General features: G+C 67.6%; 21 protein-coding genes. 10 read left to right on the top strand and 11 right to left on the bottom strand.

The genetic code is table 11. From position 1 onward, the window contains the following. Window positions 1-105: 105 nt before the first annotated feature. The 3 genes from H7I57_RS26460 to H7I57_RS26450 form a co-directional block, all read right to left on the bottom strand. Window positions 106-1,281: a thiolase family protein gene (locus H7I57_RS26460; protein ID WP_264027240.1), complete on the bottom strand. Its 1,176-nt coding sequence runs from the start codon at window positions 1,279-1,281 to the stop codon at window positions 106-108. 80 nt (window positions 1,282-1,361) lie between these two features. Then, window positions 1,362-2,312, bottom strand: coding sequence for an enoyl-CoA hydratase/isomerase family protein (locus tag H7I57_RS26455; RefSeq protein ID WP_264027239.1), 951 nt, complete (start codon window positions 2,310-2,312; stop codon window positions 1,362-1,364). Window positions 2,313-2,336: 24 nt separating this feature from the next. Further along, the gene (locus H7I57_RS26450) at window positions 2,337-3,113 is read right to left on the bottom strand and encodes a FadR/GntR family transcriptional regulator (protein WP_264027238.1); all 777 of its coding nucleotides are present in this window, start codon (window positions 3,111-3,113) and stop codon (window positions 2,337-2,339) included. Between the two features lie 98 nt (window positions 3,114-3,211). On the opposite strand from H7I57_RS26450, the gene H7I57_RS26445 reads away from it, so the two are divergent. Genes H7I57_RS26445 through H7I57_RS26420 form a run of 6 tightly spaced genes read left to right on the top strand, consistent with a single transcriptional unit; the run spans window position 3,212 to window position 10,216 of the window. Further along, window positions 3,212-4,027, top strand: a complete 816-nt coding sequence (locus H7I57_RS26445; RefSeq protein WP_264027237.1) for an enoyl-CoA hydratase/isomerase family protein — start codon at window positions 3,212-3,214, stop codon at window positions 4,025-4,027. 14 nt (window positions 4,028-4,041) lie between these two features. Continuing rightward, window positions 4,042-4,854, top strand: a complete 813-nt coding sequence (locus H7I57_RS26440; RefSeq protein WP_264027235.1) for an enoyl-CoA hydratase/isomerase family protein — start codon at window positions 4,042-4,044, stop codon at window positions 4,852-4,854. A gap of 8 nt (window positions 4,855-4,862) precedes the next feature. After that, on the top strand, window positions 4,863-5,654 hold the full coding sequence (locus H7I57_RS26435; RefSeq protein ID WP_264027241.1) for an enoyl-CoA hydratase/isomerase family protein: 792 nt from the start codon (window positions 4,863-4,865) through the stop codon (window positions 5,652-5,654). Continuing rightward, window positions 5,654-7,114, top strand: a complete 1,461-nt coding sequence (locus H7I57_RS26430; protein WP_264027234.1) for a class I adenylate-forming enzyme family protein — start codon at window positions 5,654-5,656, stop codon at window positions 7,112-7,114. The genes H7I57_RS26435 and H7I57_RS26430 overlap by 1 nt, the downstream gene beginning before the upstream one ends. Beyond that, window positions 7,111-8,694 carry a class I adenylate-forming enzyme family protein gene (locus tag H7I57_RS26425; protein WP_264027233.1) on the top strand — a complete coding sequence of 528 codons (1,584 nt, stop codon included), beginning with the start codon at window positions 7,111-7,113 and terminating at the stop codon, window positions 8,692-8,694. The genes H7I57_RS26430 and H7I57_RS26425 overlap by 4 nt, the downstream gene beginning before the upstream one ends. Continuing rightward, complete coding sequence (locus H7I57_RS26420) at window positions 8,687-10,216, top strand: class I adenylate-forming enzyme family protein (RefSeq protein WP_264027232.1); 1,530 nt, start codon at window positions 8,687-8,689, stop codon at window positions 10,214-10,216. Before H7I57_RS26425 ends, H7I57_RS26420 begins: the two co-directional genes overlap by 8 nt. Window positions 10,217-10,220: 4 nt before the next feature. Here H7I57_RS26420 and H7I57_RS26415 read toward each other — a convergent pair whose 3' ends face one another. From H7I57_RS26415 to fabG, 5 genes are all read right to left on the bottom strand, one after another. Continuing rightward, window positions 10,221-11,405: a CaiB/BaiF CoA transferase family protein gene (locus H7I57_RS26415; protein WP_264027230.1), complete on the bottom strand. Its 1,185-nt coding sequence runs from the start codon at window positions 11,403-11,405 to the stop codon at window positions 10,221-10,223. A 68-nt stretch (window positions 11,406-11,473) separates the two neighbouring features. Next, entirely contained in the window at window positions 11,474-12,142 is a 669-nt protein-coding gene (locus H7I57_RS26410; protein WP_264027229.1) for a GntR family transcriptional regulator, read from the bottom strand. A gap of 4 nt (window positions 12,143-12,146) precedes the next feature. Beyond that, the gene (locus H7I57_RS26405) at window positions 12,147-13,340 is read right to left on the bottom strand and encodes an acyl-CoA dehydrogenase family protein (protein WP_264027227.1); all 1,194 of its coding nucleotides are present in this window, start codon (window positions 13,338-13,340) and stop codon (window positions 12,147-12,149) included. Continuing rightward, complete coding sequence (locus H7I57_RS26400) at window positions 13,337-14,554, bottom strand: acetyl-CoA C-acetyltransferase (RefSeq protein ID WP_264027226.1); 1,218 nt, start codon at window positions 14,552-14,554, stop codon at window positions 13,337-13,339. The genes H7I57_RS26405 and H7I57_RS26400 overlap by 4 nt, the downstream gene beginning before the upstream one ends. After that, a complete protein-coding gene (gene fabG / locus H7I57_RS26395) occupies window positions 14,551-15,291 on the bottom strand; it encodes a 3-oxoacyl-ACP reductase FabG (RefSeq protein ID WP_264027224.1) in 741 nt (246 codons plus the stop codon). Before fabG ends, H7I57_RS26400 begins: the two co-directional genes overlap by 4 nt. A 95-nt stretch (window positions 15,292-15,386) precedes the next feature. Between fabG and H7I57_RS26390 the strand changes: the two genes are divergently transcribed. Next, a complete protein-coding gene (locus H7I57_RS26390) occupies window positions 15,387-16,562 on the top strand; it encodes an acyl-CoA dehydrogenase family protein (RefSeq protein ID WP_264027222.1) in 1,176 nt (391 codons plus the stop codon). After that, window positions 16,559-17,380 carry a mycofactocin-coupled SDR family oxidoreductase gene (locus H7I57_RS26385; protein WP_264027221.1) on the top strand — a complete coding sequence of 274 codons (822 nt, stop codon included), beginning with the start codon at window positions 16,559-16,561 and terminating at the stop codon, window positions 17,378-17,380. The genes H7I57_RS26390 and H7I57_RS26385 overlap by 4 nt, the downstream gene beginning before the upstream one ends. On the opposite strand, the gene H7I57_RS26380 is transcribed toward H7I57_RS26385, so the two are convergent. The 3 genes from H7I57_RS26380 to H7I57_RS26370 all read right to left on the bottom strand — a co-directional run bounded on the left by H7I57_RS26380 (window position 17,374) and on the right by H7I57_RS26370 (window position 20,163). Then, on the bottom strand, window positions 17,374-18,276 hold the full coding sequence (locus H7I57_RS26380) for an alpha/beta hydrolase (RefSeq protein WP_264027219.1): 903 nt from the start codon (window positions 18,274-18,276) through the stop codon (window positions 17,374-17,376). The genes H7I57_RS26385 and H7I57_RS26380 overlap by 7 nt on opposite strands. Continuing rightward, window positions 18,273-19,613, bottom strand: coding sequence for a flavin-containing monooxygenase (locus H7I57_RS26375; protein WP_264027218.1), 1,341 nt, complete (start codon window positions 19,611-19,613; stop codon window positions 18,273-18,275). Before H7I57_RS26375 ends, H7I57_RS26380 begins: the two co-directional genes overlap by 4 nt. 97 nt (window positions 19,614-19,710) lie before the next feature. Continuing rightward, window positions 19,711-20,163: a MaoC family dehydratase gene (locus H7I57_RS26370; protein ID WP_264027216.1), complete on the bottom strand. Its 453-nt coding sequence runs from the start codon at window positions 20,161-20,163 to the stop codon at window positions 19,711-19,713. 832 nt (window positions 20,164-20,995) lie between these two features. On the opposite strand from H7I57_RS26370, the gene H7I57_RS26365 reads away from it, so the two are divergent. Beyond that, window positions 20,996-21,742, top strand: a complete 747-nt coding sequence (locus H7I57_RS26365; protein WP_264027214.1) for a hypothetical protein — start codon at window positions 20,996-20,998, stop codon at window positions 21,740-21,742. After that, window positions 21,739-22,844, top strand: a 1,106-nt coding sequence (locus H7I57_RS26360; RefSeq protein ID WP_264027213.1) for an Rv1355c family protein, incomplete at its 3' end; no start/stop codon positions are given. The genes H7I57_RS26365 and H7I57_RS26360, both read left to right, overlap by 4 nt.

The raw sequence follows: 22,844 nt of genomic DNA, 5'->3' as shown, positions 1-22,844 counted from the left end.
GAAGAACCATGCAGACACGGCGTCGCAAGGCGACCACCAGCCCATTTTCACCCCGGAACGGGCGACCGCAAGGTCACATTGGCTGGAATGCAATTCCGCCGAGAGTTAGACCTCGATGATGACGGCGCCACCCTGGCCGCCGCCTGCGCACATCGCGGCCATCCCGATACCGCCGCCGCGGCGCTGCAGCTCGTAGATCAGCGTCGTGACCATCCGCGCACCGGACGCGGCGATCGGATGTCCGAGGCTGCAGCCGCTGCCGGAGAAGTTCACGAGCTCCTCGTCGATTCCGTATTCCTTGCAGGCGGCGATCGGCACGGACGCGAACGCCTCGTTGATCTCCCACAGCGCGATGTCGGACGGCTTGAGGCCGGCCCGGTCGAGCACCTTGCCGATCGCCTTGACCGCACCGAGACCGGTGTCGCGCGGCGGGACGCCCGCAGCACCCCACGCCCGCACGGAGCCCATCACGTTGAGGCCCTCGGCCTCCGCGTAGGCACGGTCGGTCAGCGCGACCGCAGCACACGCGTCGTTGGTGCCGCTGGCGTTGCCCGCCGTGATCGAGAAGCCCTCGATCTCGGGGTGCAGCACTTTCAGCCCGGCCAGCTTCTCGAGGGTGGTGTCCCGTCGCGGCGCCTCGTCCACACTGAAGTCGATCACCGAGCCGTCGGGCATTTCCACCTTCAACGGGATGATCTCGTCAACGAACTTCCCGGCGTCGATGGCGCCGACGGCACGCTGATGTGACCGCACCGCCCACGCGTCCATCTCCTCGCGGGTGATGCCCATGGACTGCGCGGTGTTCCAGCCGACCGTGATCGACATGTCCTTGGCAGGGGCATCGGGGGTCTCGACGTGCGTGGGCGGCATCCACCGCTCCTCGAACTTCAGCTCGGGACCGGGGATGCGCCAGCTGACCAACGGGGTCATCGACAGCGACTGGACGCCACCGGCGATCAGGGCACGCTCCATGCCGGAGCCGATCTGGGCCGAGGCGTTGCCGATCGCCGTCAGGCTGCCAGCGCAGTGCCGGTTGACCGACTGGCCGGGCACCTGCGACATCCCCGAGGCGTCGGCCGCGTAGCGGGCGAGGTCGCCGCCGCCGTAGTGCGACTCCGCGAAGATGATGTCGTCGATGGCGTTCGGGTCGAGGCCGGACCTGCGGACCACCTCGGGCAGGACGGTGGTGATCAGCGTCTCGGGTGGTGTGTTGACCAGCGTGCCCTTGAAGGACCGGCCGATCGCTGTCCGGACAGCTCCGACGATGACGGGTGTTGGCATTCTCGACCTCGATTTCAACGTGAGCGAACTTTACAAAAGTAACAGATAATGTAGCGCTGACAGTAGGTGAGCCGGGTCACTTACGTATTCGGGCCCGGCTCGGCGACATAGAAATGCTCGTCGCGCAACCGGAACGCCTCCTTGGTGCCGTGCTCGGCGCGCGTCTTGACGAAGTTGAATTCTCCCGGCGCGAATTGCAGGTTCGTGCCGTAGGCGTGGAAGAGGTAGCTCGCGACCTCCTCCCCTTGGTAGACCTGGCTCTGTTCGACGAGCCGGAACGCCTCCTTGGCGATGACAACCCCGTCTGCGGGCATCTTCGCGGCCTTCTCGGCCCAGTACCGTGCGCGCGCCGCCACCGACCCGGCGTCGCAGGTGTCGGTGAAAACCCCGAGGTGCTCGACGGCACCGGCCTCGATGATGTCGCCGGTGAGCAGCATCCGCCTGGCCAGCACCGGGCCCAGTCGGTGGAAGAACATGTGCAGGCTGCCCAGCGCCGGACCGAGGAAGCGGGTCGCGGGCATCCCGATCCTGGTGGTGCGCCCGATCACCGAGATGTCGCACATCAGCGCCATCTCGAACCCGCCGCCGAGCGCGTAGCCGTTGATCTCCCCGACCGTGACCTTCGGGAAGCCCATCAGGTTGTGGTAGAAGCCGAACGACTTGCGATCCACCGTGAGCCGCCGCCGCTGACTCGGGCGGCTCTTGGCCGGCGGCTTTTTCGCGTCGCCTGTTTTCTGCTCTTCGCGCGAGCGCTCATCGCCTGTTTTCCGCTCTTCGCGCGAGCCCTCATTGCCATACCACCCGTACGCGTTGTTCATGTCCGCCCCGGTGCTGAACACGCCGTCGGCGCCGCGCAGCAGCACCACCGTGATGTCGTCGTCCTCGGCGACGACGTCGAGATGGCGCGCGAGTTGTTCGCGCATCGCGGCGTCGTAGGAGTTGCGCTGCGCAGGGTTGTTCAGGGTGATGGTGGCGATGCGCTTGTCCCGGTCGACGTCGAACAGCACACGGTCATCGGCGGTGGTGGTCATCTTGTTCCTGTCGGTTTCGTGGGTTCAACGGTCGAGGCTCGGAATCAGCTTCGCCTCAATGGTTTTGTCATTTCCGGCGGCCAGGGTGTTGCGGCGCGCGACAGCCAGATGGTCCTGCGCCAGCCGCACCGCGCGAGTCGCGTTGCCGTCGGCGATGGCGTCGAGCAGCCGGTGGTGATCGCGCAGCGCCGCCCGCATCGTCTTGGGTTCCATCGGGTCTCCGGGGTGGCGTTCGTCGCTCCACACCGCCGATTCGTGCGCCGACCAGATGACCTCGAGTGAACCGATGAGCAGGATCATCGGTTCGTTTCCGCATCGGGAGACGATCGCCTCGTGGAACCTGCGGGCGTTGGGCACATAGCGCGACGGGGTGTCGAATCCTTCGACCTGCGCGTCGATCGCCGCCTGCAGATGGGGCACCACTTCGGTCATCCGGTCCTCGCGCGCAGCGCACATGCCGGCACAGATCGGCTCCAGGTGCAGCAGCGCCTCGCTGACATCGCCGGGCGTGGCGGCCCGCGTCTGCAGCACCATGCTGATCATGTGCGCGGTTCGTTCGGCCGTGGGCAGATGCACCACGGCGCCGCCGACGTTGCCGCGGCGCACGGAGATCAGCCCGTCCGACTCCAAGATGTGGATCGCCTCGCGGACCGCGGGCGGACTGACGCCGAACTCCGCGAACAGGCTCTCCTGCGAGGGCAGCACGTCGCCTTCCTTGAGTCGCCCGGTCAGGATGTCGTCGCGCAGCCGGGAGGCCACGAGCTCTGCGACCCGCGGCTGACGAATGCGTTGTGCTGGCACTGTTCCGTCGACGGCCTTTCCTTGCTAAGTTGTACAGGATAGTAATGGTAGTACCAACTGTATGGCTATCTGTATAGGTTCCGGGAGGAGACGTCCGAGTGGGCGACGACGCGGACGCGGGAGTGGTCCGGCTGACCAGGAGCGGTGAGGACGACTCGATCCTGCGGATCACTCTGGATCGACCGTCTCGGCGCAACTCGTTGAGCCATCCGATGACCGATGAGCTGGTGACCGTCTTCACCCGCGCGGCCAGCGATGATTCGCTGCGCGCGGTGTACCTGACGGGCAGTGGTGGGAACTTCTGCGCGGGCGCGGACTGGGTGGCGACGAACAGCGACGGCAGCCGGCCCCGGACCGGCGATCTCGTCAGGCGCATCCCGCACACCGCGAACCGCCTGGTGGAACTCATCACGTCGATCCACCTGCCGGTGGTGTGCGGCGTTCAGGGCTGGGCGGTCGGGCTGGGCTGCAACCTCGCGCTGGCCGCCGACTTCACGGTGGCCGCGAAGGACGCCTCCCTGTGGGAACCGTTCCTCGACCGCGGATTCAGCCCGGATTCCGGTGCGACCTGGCTGCTGCCCCGACTCGCCGGCGTGACGCGGGCCAAGCGCATGCTGCTGCTCGGCGAGAAGGTCTCGGGCTCCGAGGCCGCCGAGTGGGGCCTGGTCCATCAGGCGGTCAGCCCGGACGAGGTCGAGGCGGCGGCCGACGCACTGGCGGCACGGCTGGCGGCGGGCCCGACGGTGGCGATCGGTCTGGCCAAGCAGGCGATCAACTACGCCTCGCAGGCCACGCTCACCCAGTCGATGAACCACGAGTTGGCGAGCCTCGAACTGTCCTGCCGAACAAAGGATTTCAAAGAAGGTCTGGCCGCTTTCCGGGAGCGCCGAGCACCGGACTTCCAGGGCAGATGAACGAAGGGAAGCACGTGCCCACCACCTCTTTCGACACCATCACCTACGACGTCGACGGGCACAAGGCCACCATCACGCTGAACCGTCCCGAGGCCCTCAACGCGCTGTCGCCGCACATGGTCGCCGAACTGCGGGCGGCCTACGACGAGGCCGAGGGTGACGACAACATCTGGCTGATCATCGTCACCGGCACCGGCCGGGCGTTCTGCACCGGCGCCGACGTCAAGGAGATTCCCGAGGACGGCAAGGTCATCTACGAGCGTCCCTATCTGTCGACCTACGACCAGTGGGAGGCGCCGCAGGAGGGCACTCCCCCCTTCCGCCGGATGGCCAAACCGGTGCTGGCCGCCGTCAACGGCATCTGCTGTGGCGCCGGGCTGGACTGGGTGACCACCGGGGACATCGTGATCGCCTCGGACAAGGCCACGTTCTTCGATCCGCATGTGAGCATCGGCCTGGTCGCCGCGCGGGAGATGGTGCGACTGGCGCGCGCCCTGCCCCGCTCTGTCGCCCTGCGCATGGCGCTGATGGGCAAGCACGAGAGGATGAGCGCCGAGCGTGCCTACGAACTGGGGATGATCACCGAGGTCGTCGCGCACGACAAACTGCTCGACCGGGCCCACGAGATCGCCGACATCGTCAATTCCAATGCGCCGCTTGCCGTTCGGGGAACACGCCTGGCGATCCACAAGACCCTGGACCTGCCGCTGCTGGAAGGCGAGATCCTGGCCGAGACATTCCGCGAGCGGGTGGTCCGCACCGAGGACGCGCAGGAGGGGCCGCTGGCGTTCGTGGAGAAGCGCGCACCCAACTGGCAGTGCCGGTGAGCAGCCCCATGGGCGACTTCGAGACCATCCTGCTCGACCTCGATCACACCACCCACGTGGCTACCGTCACGCTGAACCGGCCCGAGGCGCTGAACTCGTTCAACCGCACGATGTGCCGCGAGATGAAGGACATCTGGCACCTCATCAAGGGTGACGAGGCCATCAACGCCGTGGTGCTGCGCGCGGCGGGCGAGCGGGCGTTCAGCGTCGGGCTGGACGTCAAGTCCAGCTACGGGCAACCCGAGATCGTCTGGAACCACGAAGATCCCGGTGAGCTGCTCAGCCCGAAGTGGCAGAAGATGTGGAAGCCGGTGGTCTGCGCCGTGCAGGGCATGTGCACCGCGGGCGCGCTGTACTTCGTCAACGAGGCCGACGTCGTGATCTGCTCGCAGGGGGCGACGTTCTTCGACTCCCACGTCAGTGCGGGCCTGGTGTCCGCCCTGGAGCCGATCGGGCTGATGCGCCGCGTCGGGCTCGGCGACACGCTGCGGATGGCGTTGATGGGTAACGACGAGCGGGTGTGCGCACAGACCGCGCTGCGCATCGGGCTGGTCACCGAAGTAGTTGCCGAAGAGGAACTCTGGGCGCGGGCGAACGAGATCGCGACCACGATCGCCGCCAAACCGCCCACCGCGACCCAGGGCACCGTGAAGGCCATCTGGGAGTCCCTGGACAAGCCCTATCGGGCGGCCATGGACCAGGGCCTCATCTACACCCGGCTGGGCAATCCGATCGCCAAGGCCGAGCTCGCGGCATCGAGCGACGGCACCGCCGCCAAGAAACCGCCCCGGATCCGCTGATGCGCCACCAGCTTTCGACGCGCATCAACGCTGTCCTCGATTTGGATCCCACCGCACCGGCCATTCATTTCGAGGGCCGATGGGCGACCTGGGGCCAGGTGTCGACCCTGGCGCGGCGCATCGGGCAGGTCGCCGGAGGCGGCCGGGCCGGGATCATGCTGCGCAACGAGCCCGCTCACGTCGCGTCACTGCTCGGTGTGCTCTCCGCCGGTGGCGCCGTCGTCGTGATCAACCCCACGCGCGGCGACGAACGCACCAGAGCCGACATCGAGGCGCTGCAGCTGCCGGTGATCATTGGCCTCGAGGCCGACCTCGCCGCCCTGGCACCGGCCACCACCGCCACCACCATCGCGATCAGCGACCTCGACACCGCACCGAACGTCACCGGGGGCAACGCACCCGAGGAACCCGGCCGCCCCGGCGTCGCGGTCTGGATGCTCACCAGTGGTACCACCGGACCTCCCAAGCGCGTCGATCTCACCTACGACATGCTGGCCCGCAGCGTCATCGGCAACAACCCCGAGAAGAGCTCGGCGCCAACCGAACTGCGACGCGGCGTGGCGATCGTGAACTCACCGCTGGTGCACGTCGGCGGCGTCTTCCGGGTGCTGTTGTGCGTCGCCGAGGCACGCCCGTTCGTCCTGCTGCGGCGCTTCGAACTCGACCAGTGGGCCAGCGCGGTCCGCGAGCACCGCCCGCGCGCCGTCTCCCTGGTGCCCGCGGCACTGCGGATGGTGCTCCATTCCGACCTCACCCGCGACGACCTGGCCGGTGTCCGCGTGGTCACCTCGGGGACCGCGCCGCTGTCCGCCGACGACGCAGACGCGTTCACCGACAAGTTCGGCATCCCGGTGTTGACGTCTTATGCGGCCACGGAGTTCGGCGGCGGCGTCGCCGGCTGGACACTGGCCGACCACCAGAAGTACTGGCGGGACAAACGTGGCAGCGTGGGCCGGGCCAATCCGGGGGCGCGCCTTCGGGTGGTCGACGACGACGGCGTCCCGCAGGAGCCGGGACAGCCGGGTCTGCTCGAGGTCATCCCGGCACAGATGAACTCGACGACGACGAACCAGACGACACAGTGGCTGCGGACCACCGACCTCGCTCGCATCGACGCCGATGGATTCCTGTGGATCCTCGGCCGCGCCGACCAGGCCATCATCCGCGGGGGATTCAAGGTGATGCCCGACGATGTCCGCGCGGCACTGGAGGGTCATCCCGCGGTGCAGAGCGCGGCCGTCATCGGCCTGCCGGACCCACGCCTCGGGGAGACGCCGGTCGCACTCGTCGAACTGCGGGCAACGGCCACCGCCGACCGCGATGAGCTGGTCGAGTACCTGCGAACCCGGTTGGCCCGCTACGAGATCCCCACCGAGATCGTCGTCGTCGACTCGATTCCGCGGACTCCGTCCGGCAAGCCCGATCTCACCGCTGTCCGGTCGTACTTCCAAACGGCATGACCTCCCCCGCCCTGACCGTCGCCGACGTGTTGCGCGAACACCGGGTGCGCGGCGACAAGGCGCTGCTGGTCTGCGACCACGAGCGCCTCAGCTACGACGACGCGGCACGGCTGTCCCGGTCGATGGCCGGCCGGCTGATCGCCCTCGGCGTCGGGAAGGGCACCCACGTCGGGCTGCTGTACCCCAACGGCGCGCAGTTCGTCATCGCCATGCTCGCCGCGGCGAGGATCGGCGCGGTGGTGATTCCGTTCTCCACCTTCAGCACCGCGCCGGAGTTGCGCAGGCAACTGATCGACAGCGACGTCACCGTGCTGCTCGCCACACGGTCCTACCGTTCCCATGACTACGTCGCACGCCTCGGCGAGGCCCTCGACGAAAACCTGTCGGCCGCAGCGGAAACACCCGAACCGCTGTACAACACGGTCACACCGGTGTTGCGCCACGTGGTCTTCAGCGGTGACGAGGTGCGGGCAGGCTCCGTCGAAGAGGCCCTGCTCACCGGACTGGAGGACGATGTCGACGCCTGTGACGTGCTCGCGATCATCTACACGTCCGGGTCCACCAGCGCGCCCAAGGGCGTCGTCCTCACCCACGGCGGCCTGCTCGGCCATCAGCGCAACCTCAACGAGATCCGCGGCCTACTGCCGTCGGACAGGCTGTTCTGCAATTCTCCGTTCTTCTGGATCGGGGGTTTCGCCTTCGGTCTGCTGGCGACGCTCGTCGCCGGCGCGACGCTGGTGTGTTCCAACGCCGTCGACGCGGGTGACACGCTCGACCTTCTCGAGGCCGAGAAGCCGACGATCACCAACGGTTTCACTGCCGGCATCGCACACCTGACCCGTCATCCGAGTTTCGCGTCCCGCGACCTGCGGTCCATGCGGCGCGGCAACCTGTACCCGATCATGGCCCCCGAGGTCCGCCCGGCCGACCCCGAACTGCGCCACCACATGCTCGGCATGACCGAGGCGGGCAGCGTGCTCCTGCTCAGCGGCGACGAATCCGACCAGCCCGAGGCGCGCCGCGGCTCCTTCGGTTGCCTGGCACCGGGATTCGAGGCCCGCGTCATCGACCCCGACACCGGCGCGGACGTCACGCCCACGGTGCTCGGGGAGCTGATCGTCCGGGGCCCCTACGTGATGCAGGGGTACTACGGGCGCAGTCGCGAGGAGTGCTTCGACCCCGACGGCTGGTTTCACACCGGCGACCTCGTCCGCCGGGACGCCGACGGGTTCTACTACTTCGCGGGGCGTTCCGGATCGATGATCAAGACGGCGGGCGCCAACGTCGCGCCCGCAGAGGTCGAGAAGGCGCTTGTCACGGTGTTGAAGGAGATCGACCCGGCGGTGACAGCCCATGTCATCGGCCTGCCGGATTCCGACCGCGGCCAGGTGGTGGCCGCGGTGGTGGCGACCGATTCCACGGCACCGTTCGACGAGGCCGCGATCCTGCGGACGTTGCGGTCCGAACTGTCGGCGTACAAGATCCCGCGACGGATCACGGCGGTCCGGCATCGCGAGATACCGACGCTGTCCAGCGGCAAGGTCGACATCCCAGGCCTGCGAGCGCTCTTCGATGGGTGACACGATCGATGCGCTGTTGCGCGAGCAGGCGCTTCGGCACGGCGCCACGCCGGCGATCATCGAACCGGGCGAGCGGATCAGTTACCTGCAGCTCGATTCGGACACCGCTGAGCTTGCCGCCGCACTCGTGGAGTCCGGGATAGGTAAGGGGTCTCGCGTCGGGTTGCTCATGCCCAACGGCGTGCAATGGGCACGGTTCGCCTTCGCGATCACCAGGATCGGTGCGGTACTCGTCCCGCTGAGCACACTGCTGGCCCCCCTCGAGCTCACGGCGCAGTTGCGCACCGCCTCGGTGCAGCACCTGATCGCGGTGCAGGAGTTCCGGGGTCACCGCTACCTCGACGCGCTCGACCTCACCCGGTTACCCTCCCTGCGGTCGGTGCGCCCCGCCGCACAGGCCGCCGCGCTGACCGCGGGCGCCGCCGCAGGCGCGGTCGCCGCCGCAGGCGCGGTCGCCGACGCACTGTCGAGGGGCATCCGGCCCAGTGACCCGCTGGCGATCATGTTCACCTCCGGCAGCAGCGGCCCGCCCAAGGGCGTCCAGCATTCGCACGGCAACGCGATCGCCGCTATCGAGTCCGGGCTTGCCGCGCGCTGCATCGACGCAGGCACCCGCCTGTACCTGCCGATGCCGTTCTTCTGGGTGGGCGGGTTCGGCGGTGGCCTGCTCTCGGCCCTCGCCGCAGGTGCAACCCTGGTCACCGAGCCTGTCCCGCAGCCGGATTCGACACTGCGTCTGCTGGAGGCCGAGCGCGTGACGCTGTTCCGGGGCTGGCCCGACCAGGCCGAAGCCCTGGCCCGACACCTCGACGACGTCGGCGCGGACCTGACCGCTCTGCGGCCGGGCAGCCTCGAGGCCCTGCTGCCGGCACACCTGCGCTCCCGGCCGGGCGCCCGGGCCAGGCTCTTCGGAATGACCGAGTCGTTCGGTCCCTACTGCGGGTATCCCGCCGACACCGACATGCCCGAATCGGCGTGGGGCAGCTGCGGCAGGCCCTTCACCGGAATGCAGGTTCGGGTGGTCGACCCCGACTCCGGAGATCCGGTGCCCGCCGGCACCGTGGGCATGATCCAGATCCGCGGGCCACACGTCATGCGAGGGGTGTGCCGACGCAGCCGGGAAGAGGTGTTCGCTTCCGATCTCTACTACCCGACAGGCGATCTCGGGAGACTGGACGACGACGGGTTCCTTTTCTTCCACGGCCGATCCGATGACATGTTCAAGGTCAGCGGGGCGACCGTCTATCCCAGCGAGGTGGAGCAGGCACTGCGAACCCTCGACGGGGTGGGCGCCGCGTTCGTCACCAACGTGCCCGGTACGACGGGAAACCGGGTGGGCGCGGCGGTGGTCTGCAGCACCGCCACGACGGCGGAGGCGTTGCGGACGGCGGCCAGGTCGGTGCTCAGCAGCTTCAAGGTGCCCACGGTCTGGAGGGTGCTCGACAGGGAGGATGCCGTCCCGCGCGGCGCCACAGGCAAGGTCGACGTCGCCGGGCTCCGCGCGATGCTCGCAGACACCTGAAGGCTCACACCACGTGCCGGTCCCTGAGGCCGGTGATGTCTGCAGCGGTGTAACCGATCTCGTCGAGTACCTCGTCGGTGTGCTCGCCGAGCAGCGGCGCCCGGCGACGGATGACGCCGGGCGTGGCCGACATCCGGAAGGGGGTCGCGATGATCGGCACATCGTGTGGTGCCCCGGGGAACGGGACGCGCTGCAGATAACCCATCGCCGCGACATGGGGATCGTCGAGCACATCCTGTGTCGAATGCATCGGGGCTGCAGGCAGTTTCGCGCCATCCAGCAGACCGAGAACCTCGGACTTCGTCTTGTCGGCACACCACTGCGCCATGATGTCGTTCAGTACGTCGCCGTTCTCCCAGCGCAGATCGTCGTCGGCGAACCGGGGATCGTCGAACAGGTCCAGCCGCCCGACCAGCCGGCACCAGCGCTTGAACATCGGCTGCCCGGCGATCTGCAGCAGCACCCAGCCACCGTCGGAGGTCCGGTACAGGTCACACGGCGCAACCGACGTCCCCTGGTTTCCCATCCGCGGTTTGTCGGTGCCGAGCAGGTCGCGCTCGATCAGGAACGCGTTCGACAGCATCATCGCGGTAGGCAGCAACGCCCCCTCGACATACTGCCCCTCCCCGGTGCGGTCGCGGTGGTAGAGCGCCATCATCACCCCGATGGTCATGGTCAGGGCCGTGCCGAAGTCGGCGTAGGGCACCACGGTGCGGATCGGCTGCTCAGGTAGCCCCTGCCGGTACACGGCTCCCGACATGACCTGCCCGGCGCCGTCGAAGCCGATCCGGTCGCTGTACGGGCCGCCTTCGCCGTAGGCGGTCGCGCTCGCGAGGATGATGTCCGGCTTGACCTCACGCAGCGTCTCGTAGTCCAGGCCGTTGGCACGCATTCCCGCCGCAGGCATGTTGGCCACCACGATGTCGGCCGCCGCCACGAGCTTGCGGGTGATTTCCTTGCCCTCGTCGGTGGTCGTGTCCAGGGTGAGCGAACGCTTGTTCCGGTTGCACTGCAGGAAGGTTCCGCCCTCCCCACCCGAGGTGACCGACTGCACCCAGCGGTCCTCGCCGCCTTCGCGCTTCTCGATCCGCACCACGTCCGCACCCATGTCCGCGAGCAGCGCCGAGCACCACGGTGCCGCGATGAAGCGACCGTAATCGAGCACGCGTACCCCGTCGAGGACGCCCATGACCCACCTTTGCAGAGGAGCTGACTGTAAGACTTACAGTATGTTACCGACCCGTTGGGTGGGGCCGGTCAGCCGATCACACCGCGGCGGGTCAGATGCTCGATCAGCGGCGTTGCACCTGCCGCGAGATGTTCGGCCATCGCGGTGCGTGCCAGGGTCTGGTCGTGGCGCGCCAGTGCGTCGAGCACGCGCCGGTGATGATCGTTGGACTTGTCCGGCCAGCCGTCGATCGTGGGGAAGACCGACTCCGGCGCGGAGCGGGTGATCTGTGACATCAGCTGTGCCAGCTTCGGTGAATCCGCGGCCACGTTGATGGCGCGGTGGAACTCGTGGTTCAGGCGCACCGCCGCCTCGCCGTCGTCGGCGGCATAGGCGGCTTCCAGGTCGTCCTGGATTCGGTTCAGCTCCCGCAGTTGGGAATCACTGATGCCTGCGGCGGCCCTGGCCGCGAGCTCTCCGCCGATGTGAGCCTGGACGTCCGAGACGTCCGTGACGTCCCGGGTGGTCACGGGTCGCACCACGAACCCCCGGCGGGGCTGCTGCTCGAGCAGCCCCTCGGCCTTGAGCTCGAAGAGAGCTTCCCGGACGGGCGTGACGCTGACCCCCAGCCCGGCAGCGAGTTGGTCGAGGCGGACATACATTCCCGCGGCGTAGGTTCCGTCGAAGATCCGCCGACGGACGATCCGGGCCACATCCTCGGCCAGTTGGGGCCTCGCGGCGAATTCGGGCGTGCTCACCGAATCAGACCCGGTAGTCCGCCAGCAACCGCTTGCTGATGATGTTCTTCTGGATCTCGCTGGTGCCCTCACCGATGAGCAGGAACGGGGCATCGCGCATCAGGCGCTCGATCTCGTACTCCTTGGAGTATCCGTAACCACCGTGGATCCGGAAGCTCTGCTGGGTGACCTCGGCGCACACCTCACTGGCGAAGTACTTCGCCATGCCCGCGGCCACGTCGTTGCGTTCACCGGAGTCCTTGAGGCGGGCCGCGTTGACCATCATCAGGTGTGCGGCCTCGACTCTGGTTGCCATCTCGGCCAATTGGAAGGCGATCGCCTGGTGCTCGGCGATCGGCTTGCCGAACGTGGTGCGCTGTTGGGCGTAGCGGACCGCCAGCTCGAACGCCCTGACCCCGACACCGCACGCGCGGGCGGAGACGTTGACCCGTCCGACCTCCACACCGTCCATCATCTGGAAGAAGCCCTGCCCCGGCGCCTCGCCGAGGATGTCGGTGGCCTTGGCGCGGTAGCCGTCGAAGATCAGCTCGGTGGTGTCGATGCCCTTGTAGCCGAGCTTGTCGAGCTTGCCGGGGATCGTCAGGCCGGGGGCCACCTCACCGAAGCCGGTGGGCTTCTCGATCAGGAACGCGGTCAGGTTGCGGTGGGGTTTGTCGGCGCCCTCGTCGGTGCGCACCAGCGCGGCCACCAGCGTCGAGCTGCCGCCGTTGGTCAGCCACATCTTCTGACCGTCGATGGTGTAGGTGCCGTCACCGTTGTCCTTGGCCCTGGTGCGGATGGCCGCCACGTCGGAACCGAGTTCGGGCTCCGACATCGAGAAGGCGCCGCGGGTCTCGCCGGTCGCCATCCGGGGCAGATAGTGCTGCTTCTGCGCGTCGGTGCCGTGCTGGCGGATCATGTAGGCGACGATGAAGTGGGTGTTGATGACGCCGGAGACGCTCATCCAGCCGCGGGCCAGTTCCTCGACGCACAACGCGTAGGTGAGCAGCGACTCCCCCAGCCCGCCGTACTCCTCGGGGATCATCAACCCGAACAGGCCCATCTCCTTCATCGCGTCGACGATCGCCTGCGGATAGGTGTCGGCGTGCTCGAGCTCCTGCGCGGTCGGGATCACCTCTTTGTCGACGAATTGTCTTACCGTCGAGACGATCTCGGCCTGGAACTCGCTGAGCCCCAGCGTCTGCGCCAGTTTCGTCACGCCGTTGCCCTTTCGAAGATGGCAGCCAAGCCCTGACCGCCGCCGATGCACATGGTCTCGAGGCCGTAGCGGCCGCCACGGCGGGTGAGCTCGCGGGCCAGCGTCGCCAGCATCCGCCCACCGGTGGCGCCGACCGGGTGCCCCAGTGAGATCCCCGAGCCGTGCACGTTGGTGCGCTCCAGATCCTTGGCCGTGAAGTTCCATTCACGCATGCACGCCAGCGCCTGGGCGGCGAACGCCTCGTTGAGCTCGATCAGGTCGATGTCAGAAAGCTCGAGTCCGGCTTTGCGCAATGCGATTTCGGTGGCCGGGACCGGGCCGATGCCCATCACGTCGGGCGCCACCCCCGCGACCCCCCACGACACCGGCCGCACCAGCGGCGTGAGACCGAGTTCGGCGGCCTTCTGCGGGGTGGTCACCACGCACATCGATGCGGCATCGTTCTGCCCGCTGGAGTTACCCGCGGTCACGGTGGCACCCGGATCATCCTTGCCGAGAACGGGTTTGAGTTTTGCCAGCGACTCCATCGACGCGTCGGCACGGGGATGCTCGTCGGTGTCGATCAGCTCGTCTCCACCGCGGGACGACACCGTCACCGGGATGATCGTCTCCGCCAGCAGCCCGTCGGTATGGGCCCCCACCGCCCTGCGGTGTGACAGCACCGCCAGTTCGTCCTGCTCTTCACGCGGAATCGAGTACTGCCTGCGCAGGTTCTCCGCCGTCTCGAGCATCCCGCCGGGGACCGGGTGGTTACGGCCACCCGCGGTGGTTCTGCCGCGAGCCAGGGCGTCGTGCACCTTGACGCCCCCGCGGGCGCCACCCCAGCGCATGTCCGTCGAGTGGAACACCACGTTGCTCATCGACTCGGCACCGCCGGCGACGACCAGATCGTTGTCGCCGCTCGCCACCTGCATGCACGCCTGGATCACCGCCTGCAGACCGGATCCGCAGCGCCTGTCGATCTGCATGCCCGGGACCGTCACCGGCAGTCCGGCATCCAGGGCGATCACCCGGCCGATGGCCGGCGCCTCCATGCTCGGATAACAATGCCCGACGATGACGTCCTCGACGGACTCGGGGGCGATGCCGGTCCGGCCGAGCAACCCCTGGAGCGCGGCCACCCCGAGGTCGACGGCGGTCAGTGACTTGAACATCCCGTTGTAGCGGCCGATCGGCGTGCGCACGGGTTCACAGATGACCGCTTCGCGCGTCATAGGTGCCGTCCGCCTGTGACCTCGAGAACGGTGCCGGTCATGTAGGACGACAGGTGCGATGCCAGGAACAGCGCCACATTGGCGACCTCGTCGGGCTCGCCGGCGCGGCCCATGGGGACCTCGGCCACCTTGGAATCCCAAATACGTTGCGGCATGGCCTCTGTCATCGCCGAGCGGATGAGCCCGGGTTGGATCGCGTTCACCCGCACGCCGAGGTAGGCGAGTTCCTTGGCGGCCGCTTTCGTCAGCCCGACGATGCCTGCCTTGGCGGCCGAGTAGTTGGTCTGCCCGACCATGCCGACCTTGCCGGAGATCGAGGACATGTTGACGATCGCGCCAGTCTTGTTCTCCCGCATCACCGCTGCCGCTGCCCGCAAGCCGTTCCAGGTCCCCTTCAGGTGAACCGAGATCACCTGGTCGAACTGCTCCTCGGTCATCTTGCGCATCGTGGAGTCACGGGTGATGCCGGCGTTGTTGACCATGATGTCCAAACCGCCGAAGCCGTCCACCGCGGCGGCCACCAGCGCGTCGACCTCCGCGGAACTCGTGACATCGCAGCGCACCGCACGGGCGACGGCGTCACCGCCCAACTTCTCCGCGGCCGCCTGCGTCGCCGCCAGGTTGACGTCACCCAGCACCACCCGCGCGCCTTCGGCGATGAACCGCTCCGCGATGGCAAAACCCAACCCCTGCGCTCCTCCGGTGACCACAGCGGTCTGACCAGTCAGCAATGACACCTGTCCACCAATCTTCACTCAGTCGGGACCTGTCCGACGCCTATCGTATTTCATATACGATATTTGAAAAGCATATCGTGGAGGAGTTCAGCCGAATGACCACAGCCGAAGTCAGCGACGACGATTTCCAGGAGATCCTGGCCCAGACCCGCCACTTCGTCCGCACCGCAGTCGTTCCGCGCGAGCAGGAGATCATGGCTGACGACCGGGTCCCCGACGACCTGCGCGAGCAGGCCAAGAAGATGGGGTTGTTCGGGTACGCGATCCCCCAGGAGTGGGGCGGTCTCGGCCTGAACCTGGCCCAGGATGTCGAGTTGGCGATGGAACTCGGCTACACCTCGTTGGCCCTGCGGTCGATGTTCGGCACCAACAACGGCATCGCCGGTCAGGTGCTCGTCGGATACGGCACCGACGAGCAGAAGTCGGCGTGGCTGGAAGGGATCGCCTCCGGCGACGTCGTCGCGTCGTTCGCGCTCACCGAGCCCGGCGCCGGCTCCAACCCCTCGGGGCTGCGGACCAAGGCCGTGCGGGACGCCGGCAACTGGATCATCGACGGCCAGAAGCGTTTCATCACCAACGCCCCCAACGCCGATCTGTTCGTGGTGTTCGCCAGGAGCAGGCCGGCCGACACCAAGGGTGCGGGCATCGCCGTGTTCCTCGTGCCCGCGGACACCCCGGGTGTCGAGGTGGGCGCCAAGGACAGGAAAATGGGCCAGGAGGGCGCATGGACGGCCGACGTCAACTTCACCGATGTGCGCGTGCCCGACAGCGCACTGGTGGGCGGCACCGAGGACGTCGGCTACCGTGCCGCGATGACGTCGTTGGCGCGCGGTCGCGTGCACATCGCGGCGCTGGCGGTGGGCACCGCCCAGCGAGCGCTCGACGAATCGGTGGCCTACGCCGCGACGGCGACGCAGGGCGGCACCGCGATCGGTGACTTCCAGTTGGTCCAGGCGATGCTCGCCGACCAGCAGACCGGAGTCCTTGCCGGTCGCGCACTGGTGCGTGACACCGCCCGGAAATGGGTCACCGGCGATGACCGCAGGATCGCACCATCGGCGGCGAAACTCTTCTGCACCGAGATGGCCGGGAACGTGGCCGATCTCGCGGTGCAGGTCCACGGCGGCAGCGGGTATATGCGTGAGGTCGCGGTCGAACGGATCTACCGCGACGTGCGTCTGCTCCGCCTGTACGAGGGCACCAGTGAGATCCAGCGGCTGATCATCGGAGGCGGACTTGTGAAAGCGGCGAAGAGCGAGAGCGGCAGATGAGCGGCAGGCTGGAGGGACGGGTCGCGTTCATCACCGGCGTGGCCCGTGGACAGGGGCGCGCGCACGCCGTGCGGATGGCCAAGGAGGGGGCCGACATCATCGCCGTCGACATCGCCGGCAAGCTACCGCGTTGCGTGCCTTACGATCCCGCCACCCCGGAGGACCTCGACGAGACCGTGAAGCTCGTCGAGGAGACGGGCCGTCGCATTCTCGCGTCGGTGGTCGACACCCGCGACAGCGAGGCCATGAACGCCGCCGTCGAGACCGGCGTGTCCGAACTCGGCAGGCTCGACATCATCGTCGCGAACGCCGGCGTCTCGGCGCCGCAGGCATGGGACGACATCAGCCCCGACGACTTTCGGGACGTCATGGACATCAACGTGACCGGGACGTGGAACACGGTCATGGCCGGCGCGCAGAAGATCATCGACGGCGGCCGCGGCGGGTCGGTCATCCTGATCAGCTCGGCCGCCGGGATCAAGTTGCAGCCCTTCATGATCCACTACACCGCCAGCAAGCACGCCGTGACCGGCATGGCACGCGCGTTCGCCGCCGAACTCGGCAAGCACTCGATCCGGGTGAACAGCGTGCACCCAGGTCCCGTCATCACCGACATGGGCACCGGCGACATGGTCACCGCGCTGGGCAAGGCGATGGAGACCAACCCGCAGCTGTCCCACATGATGACACCGTTCCTGCCGACGTGGGCCGTCGAGCCCGAGGACATCGCCGACACAGTGAGCTGGCTGGCCTGCGACGATTCGAAATACATCACGGCGAGCGCGATTTCGATCGATCAGGGCTCAACCCACTACTGAGCGCGCAGCGTTCGTTCCAGGAACGCCACCTGATCCTCGGCCGCCTTGTCGAACCAATCGTGGCCCGGCCACACGTCGAAGTGATCACACGGGTAGTGGTGCACCTGGGCCCTGCCGTGCCTCGCTGTCGCGGCGACCGCATCAGCGGGAACGTACTGGTCGAAGTCGGCGATCTGGACCAGCAGCGGGCAGCGCAACCTCTTGGCCGCCGCGGTGGTGCGCACACCGGCGACCTCGAGACCGACCGACGAGTCGATTTCGTTGCGCCACGTCGGACCGGCCAACGACAGGTAGCTTTCGTAGGCACCGTCGAGCGCCAGAGCGCCCGCCTCGCCCACAGGGGACACCAGAGGCATCAAGGTCGGGGCCCCTCCCCTGCCCACCCCGATCCGACTCTTGACACCGGCGAACGTCCAGCGCATCGACTTGACGACGGTGCGGGGCCGCTGAGAAGACACCGCCGCACGGCTCACGGCGAACCCGCTCGTCAGCGGGGTCAGCGCGATCACCGCAGCGATGTCGTCGCGGTCAGCGGCGACCCGCAGCACGTGCCCGCCCGAGAACGACGCCCCCCACAGCGCGATCCGGTGCGGATCGACTCCGTCGAGCTGTTTGGCCGCCTCGACCGCGGCGTGGAAGTCGTCGATCTGCCGGCGAACGGAAAGCGATTGCCGGGGTTGGCCTTCTGAAGCGCCGAAGCCGCGGTAGTCGAAGGCGAGCACGTCGATCCCGGCCGAGGCGAACCGACGCGCGAACGGCTCGAGGCCCGAGTCCTTGGTGCCGCCGAAACCGTGGGCCATCACCACGGCCGGTCTTCCCGGCGGGCCGTCTGCCGCGAAATGCCAGGCGCTGCAGGTGACGTCGCCGCTGCGGAACGACACCTCGTGCGGTGTCATCGCACCACCTGCGGGGCGCGCCGGGCACGCTTCGTTCCTGCGGGGAGCTCGCGCCTGCGCAGATCGTGTTCGTAGACGAAGTAATCCACCTGCTGGGTGTGGCGGGGACGGTCGGTGCAGTGACCGGCGTGAAGCTGCTGGTCGGCGTCGATCACCCGCTCCATCTCGTCGACCGGCGGCAGCGCATAACGGCCGACGGCGTAGGCCGCAAGCAGCCGCGACTGGCACTCCACGAACGGGAACAGCGTCGGCACCGACTGGGCGAAACCGATGAATGCCAGGTCATCGATGCCGGGCCTGAACATCCGCTTGTAGAGCCGGATGTGGTTGTCGGGGGCGTCGATGAACTCGGGGTCGAAGAATGGGAACGTGATGTTGTAGCCGGTCGCGTAGATGATGACGTCGAACGCGTCGCAGGCGCCGTCCTCGAAATGGACGGTGCGTCCGTCCAGGCGGGCCACGTTCGGTTTGGGTACCACATCGCCGGACCCGAGGCGCAACGGCAGCTCGACCGACTGGGTGGGATGGGCCTCGAACAGCTTGTGGTTCGCCGCCGGCAGCCCGTACATCGTCGGGTCGGTGCCCAGCATCGGCGCGACCAGCTGGACCGCCTTGCGCTGCCAGGACAGTGGCAGGTACGGCGAGGTGCGCCAGAACATGTCCCCGGGGCGCCCGGCGATGTACTTGGGCACGATCCACGCGCTGGAGCGGGTCGACAGTGTGACGTGATTGCGCAGCGCCTTCGACGACAACTCGACGGTGATGTCGGCGGCGCTGTTGCCGATCCCGACCACGAGGATGCGCTTCCCGGTGAGCTCCAGCGGCGTCGACGGATCGATGTAGTGATGGGAGTGGATCGACTCGCCGTCGAACGAACCGGGGAAGTCGGGCAGTCGTGGATCCCAGTGGTGCCCGTTGGCCACCACCAGCAGGTCGAATCGGCGCTCTGCACCCGCCTCGTCGCGGATGAGCCAGCCCCCGCGCTCCTCCCGGGCCGCGTGCACCACGCCGTTGCCGAATTCGATGTTCTCGAGCAGCCCGAAGGCGTCGGCGTAGGCGTCGAGGTAGGCCTTGACCTCGGAGTGGTGGGGGAACGACGGGAAGTGCTCGGGCATGGGGAAGTCCTTGAACGACAACCGATGCTTGGAGGTGTCGATGTGCAGCGACCGGTAGGCGCTGCTGTGCCCGTTGGGGTTACCGAACGCCCAGTTGCCGCCGATGCGGTCGGACGTCTCGAACGTCGTGTAGCGGACGCCGTAGTCCTTGAGCATCTTGCCTGCGGTCAAACCGCTGATGCCTGCCCCGATCACCGCGACATGCGGGTCTGCATGGTCCACCGTCACTCCTCACGCCGAAGGGCAATCTACGAGGGTTTTTGACGTACGTCAACAGTCGCTGACGCTCGTGAATTATCCGCAGGCCCCGCGGCGGCGGTCAGCCGATGAACCGCACGATCGACTCCGCCACGGCGGCGGGCTTGTCGGATCCCTGGATCTCGACGGTCGTGCTCAGGGTCGCCTGGACACCGCTGTCGAGTTGGGTCACCGAGGAGATCTCGGCACGGGCCCGCAGCTTGGCGCCGACCGGGACGGGCGTGATGAAGCGAACCTTGTTGTATCCGTAGTTGATCGCCATCTTGACGTTGTCGACGCTGTAGAGCTGATGAGTGAAGTGCGGGATCAGCGACAACGTCAGCAGGCCGTGCGCGATCGCCCCGCCGAACGGACCCTCCGCCGCCCGGGCCGGGTCGACGTGGATCCACTGATGGTCGTCGGTGGCGTCCGCGAAAAGGTTGACCCGGTCCTGCGAGACCTCGAGCCACTCGGTCGGACCGAGTTGGGTCCCCTCTGCGGCGACGAACTCAGCCAAGTCGTTGAACTTCTTCACTCTTGTCTCCTTTGACCCGCGGGAGCGGCCGCTCGACATACCAAGTTGGTGGTGCGTTCCTCACAGTGCCACACAGCTTTGCGGGGTTCACCGCGCGGGAGGCACCCGAATTCGCGGCATAACGTCAGACCGTCGTCCCACCTGGAATTGCCCACCGTCGTTCGAGGTGCGAATTGACATCCTGTGCCAAATTATCGGCGCCGCCGAGAAAGGGCCTACCACGCCGCTGCGGCGGGACACAAAAAGGACAAGTCCGCGGCAGGTCGGCAAACCCTTCATGCCTGCACCGGCCGGTCGCCCGGCGCTCGAGAAAGACAATTCGGATCACGGCTGCCCGCGAGATTGTTCTGACCAACGCCGCCTTTCGTGCCCCAGCCGTCCGCCGGGGCTCGGCGGCCGGCATCCCGGCCCGGCGGGACTGGGCCCCGCCAGCGCCCCGACGACCGCCCGAATCCCCCGCCGGCGCGCCTGCTCGCCGAGCCGCAAACGCGGCCCACGCCCGCCTCAGCAGCGAGAGCGGGGTGGGCGGCCATTCTGCGCGTCTGCACGACGACTTCGCAGCCGGAAAAGAAAAAGTTCGCCAGGAGCCCCCGACGGCTAATTGACCTGCGATGATAATTGAACCAACGATTGCCGCCCTGACCCCAGGACGGAGGTACGCCGACGAGCGGACAAACACGGATTTTGAATATCAGGTCAAGATCGCGTCGCTAGCTGGAATTCCAGCGATGCGGGGCGAGATACTCAAGAATGCGCCGAGATATTGCACATACAGCAACGAGTTACTCGCAGCGGGCCAATAGTTGGTCGACTGCCCGATGAATGGACGAAAATGACCTTTCCCGAGTTTGCGTCTCCCGACTACGCTCCGACCCGACTGGATGCGAGTCCGAGCTACTGGGACCCACAAACCGAATGCACGGTGGTCTATGCGAAGCCATCCGTCGAACGCGAACTCTGGAAGGACTTCGTCCGAGGTGCCTGCCACAGCTACCAACAGCACGGGGTCGCCGCGGCAATCGACACCGATGCGCTGCGCCGCGGTGACGACACCGGACTGTTCGCGGCGTGCGTCGACCACGCAGGCAACGTGGTCGCGGGCATTCGGGCACAGGGTCCCTACAGGTCCGCGGACGAATGCCACGCGATCCTGGAGTGGGACGGCCAGCCCGGCCAGGACACGATCCGCAAGATGGTCTCCGACCGACTGCCGTTCGGCGTGGCCGAGATGAAGACCGCGTGGGTGACCAACGACCCGGGTCGCAATCGTGCGCTCTCCTACACGGTCGCGCGTACCCCACTGCACGCGATGAACCTCCTGGACATCCAGTTCATCGTGGCCACCGCGGCGGAGCACGTACTGAGGCGATGGCTGTCCTCGGGGGGGGTGCTCGCCGCCAAGATCCCCGCGACCCCCTACCCCGACGCCAGGCACCGCACGAAGCTGGCCTGGTGGGACCGCCTCACCTTCGCCAATCATGCTGACCCGAAGCAGGTCTCGGCCTTCTTCGCCGACCAGCGCAGGATGACGCCTGCGCCCGGAGAAAGGGTGGACGTCGCCGCCGGTTCGATGCGATGACCGGCCGGGACGACGGCGCCGACTCCTACAGGCCCGCGATCCTCGACGACGCGAACCCGACCGACCGTGCCCGACTCGAGGAGCTTCGAGCCGACCCGGGTATCGACTTCCTCGACCAGTTGCAGCAGCAGCGCGAGGGGTTGCTGTCGTTGCGCCCTTCGCCGCCTGCGGACATCACCTCCGATTCCCCCAGGTGGGTGTACTACAGCTGGCGTCGGTCGGTGGTCAGGGTGCTGGGGCCCCGGGCATTTCCCCTGCTCCGGTTGGACCGGAACCGCAATCTCGTCACGCTCGACGAACTCGACACGCTCCGTCGCCTGAGGGTCGGGGTGGTGGGCCTCAGCGTGGGTCACGCCATCGCGCACGCGCTTGCGGCGCAAGGACTGTGCGGTGAACTCCGCCTCACCGACCCCGACCACATCGAACTGTCCAATCTCAACCGGGTGCCGGCGACGGTCCTCGATCTGGGCGTTAACAAGGCGGTGCTCTGCGCCAGGCGGGTCGCCGAACTGGACCCCTACCTGCAGGTCACGGTCACGACCGGGGGCATTACGGACGCAACCGTCGACGCATTCGTCGACGGGCTCGACATCGTGGTCGAGGAATGCGACTCGCTCGATGCCAAGCTGCTGGTTCGCACCGCGGCCCGGGCCCGCAGGCTGCCCGTGCTGATGGCGACCAGCAGCGGCGGTCTGCTCGACGTGGAGCGATTCGATGTCGACCCGTCCCGGCCGATCGTGCACGGCCTGCTCGGCGACATCGACGCCGCACAGCTGGCCGGCCTGACCAACCAGGACAAGGTGCCACATGTGCTGAGGATCATCGACGCCGCGGAACTGCCGCACCGCATGGCCGCGTCGTTGATCGAGGTCGGCAGGACCCTCACCACCTGGCCGCAGCTGTCGTCGGAGGTCTCGATAGGGGCGGCCACCATCGCCGAGGCAGTGCGGCGCATCGGGCTGTACGAGGAGCTGCCCTCCGGCCGGGTGCGTGTGGACCTCGCCGCGATCCTCGGGGACTTGCGTGAGCCCGTGGCCGGCGCGCCCGAACCCCCGCCGGCCGCCCCGGGGCCGGGCGCCGCGGGACCGGTTCAGGACGCCGC

Source organism: Mycolicibacterium pyrenivorans, assembly GCF_025821625.1.
Classification (GTDB): Bacteria; Actinomycetota; Actinomycetes; order Mycobacteriales; family Mycobacteriaceae; genus Mycobacterium; species Mycobacterium pyrenivorans.
The sequence above is the reverse complement of the archived record's forward strand: the minus strand, read 5'-3'. Positions and strand labels throughout refer to the sequence as shown.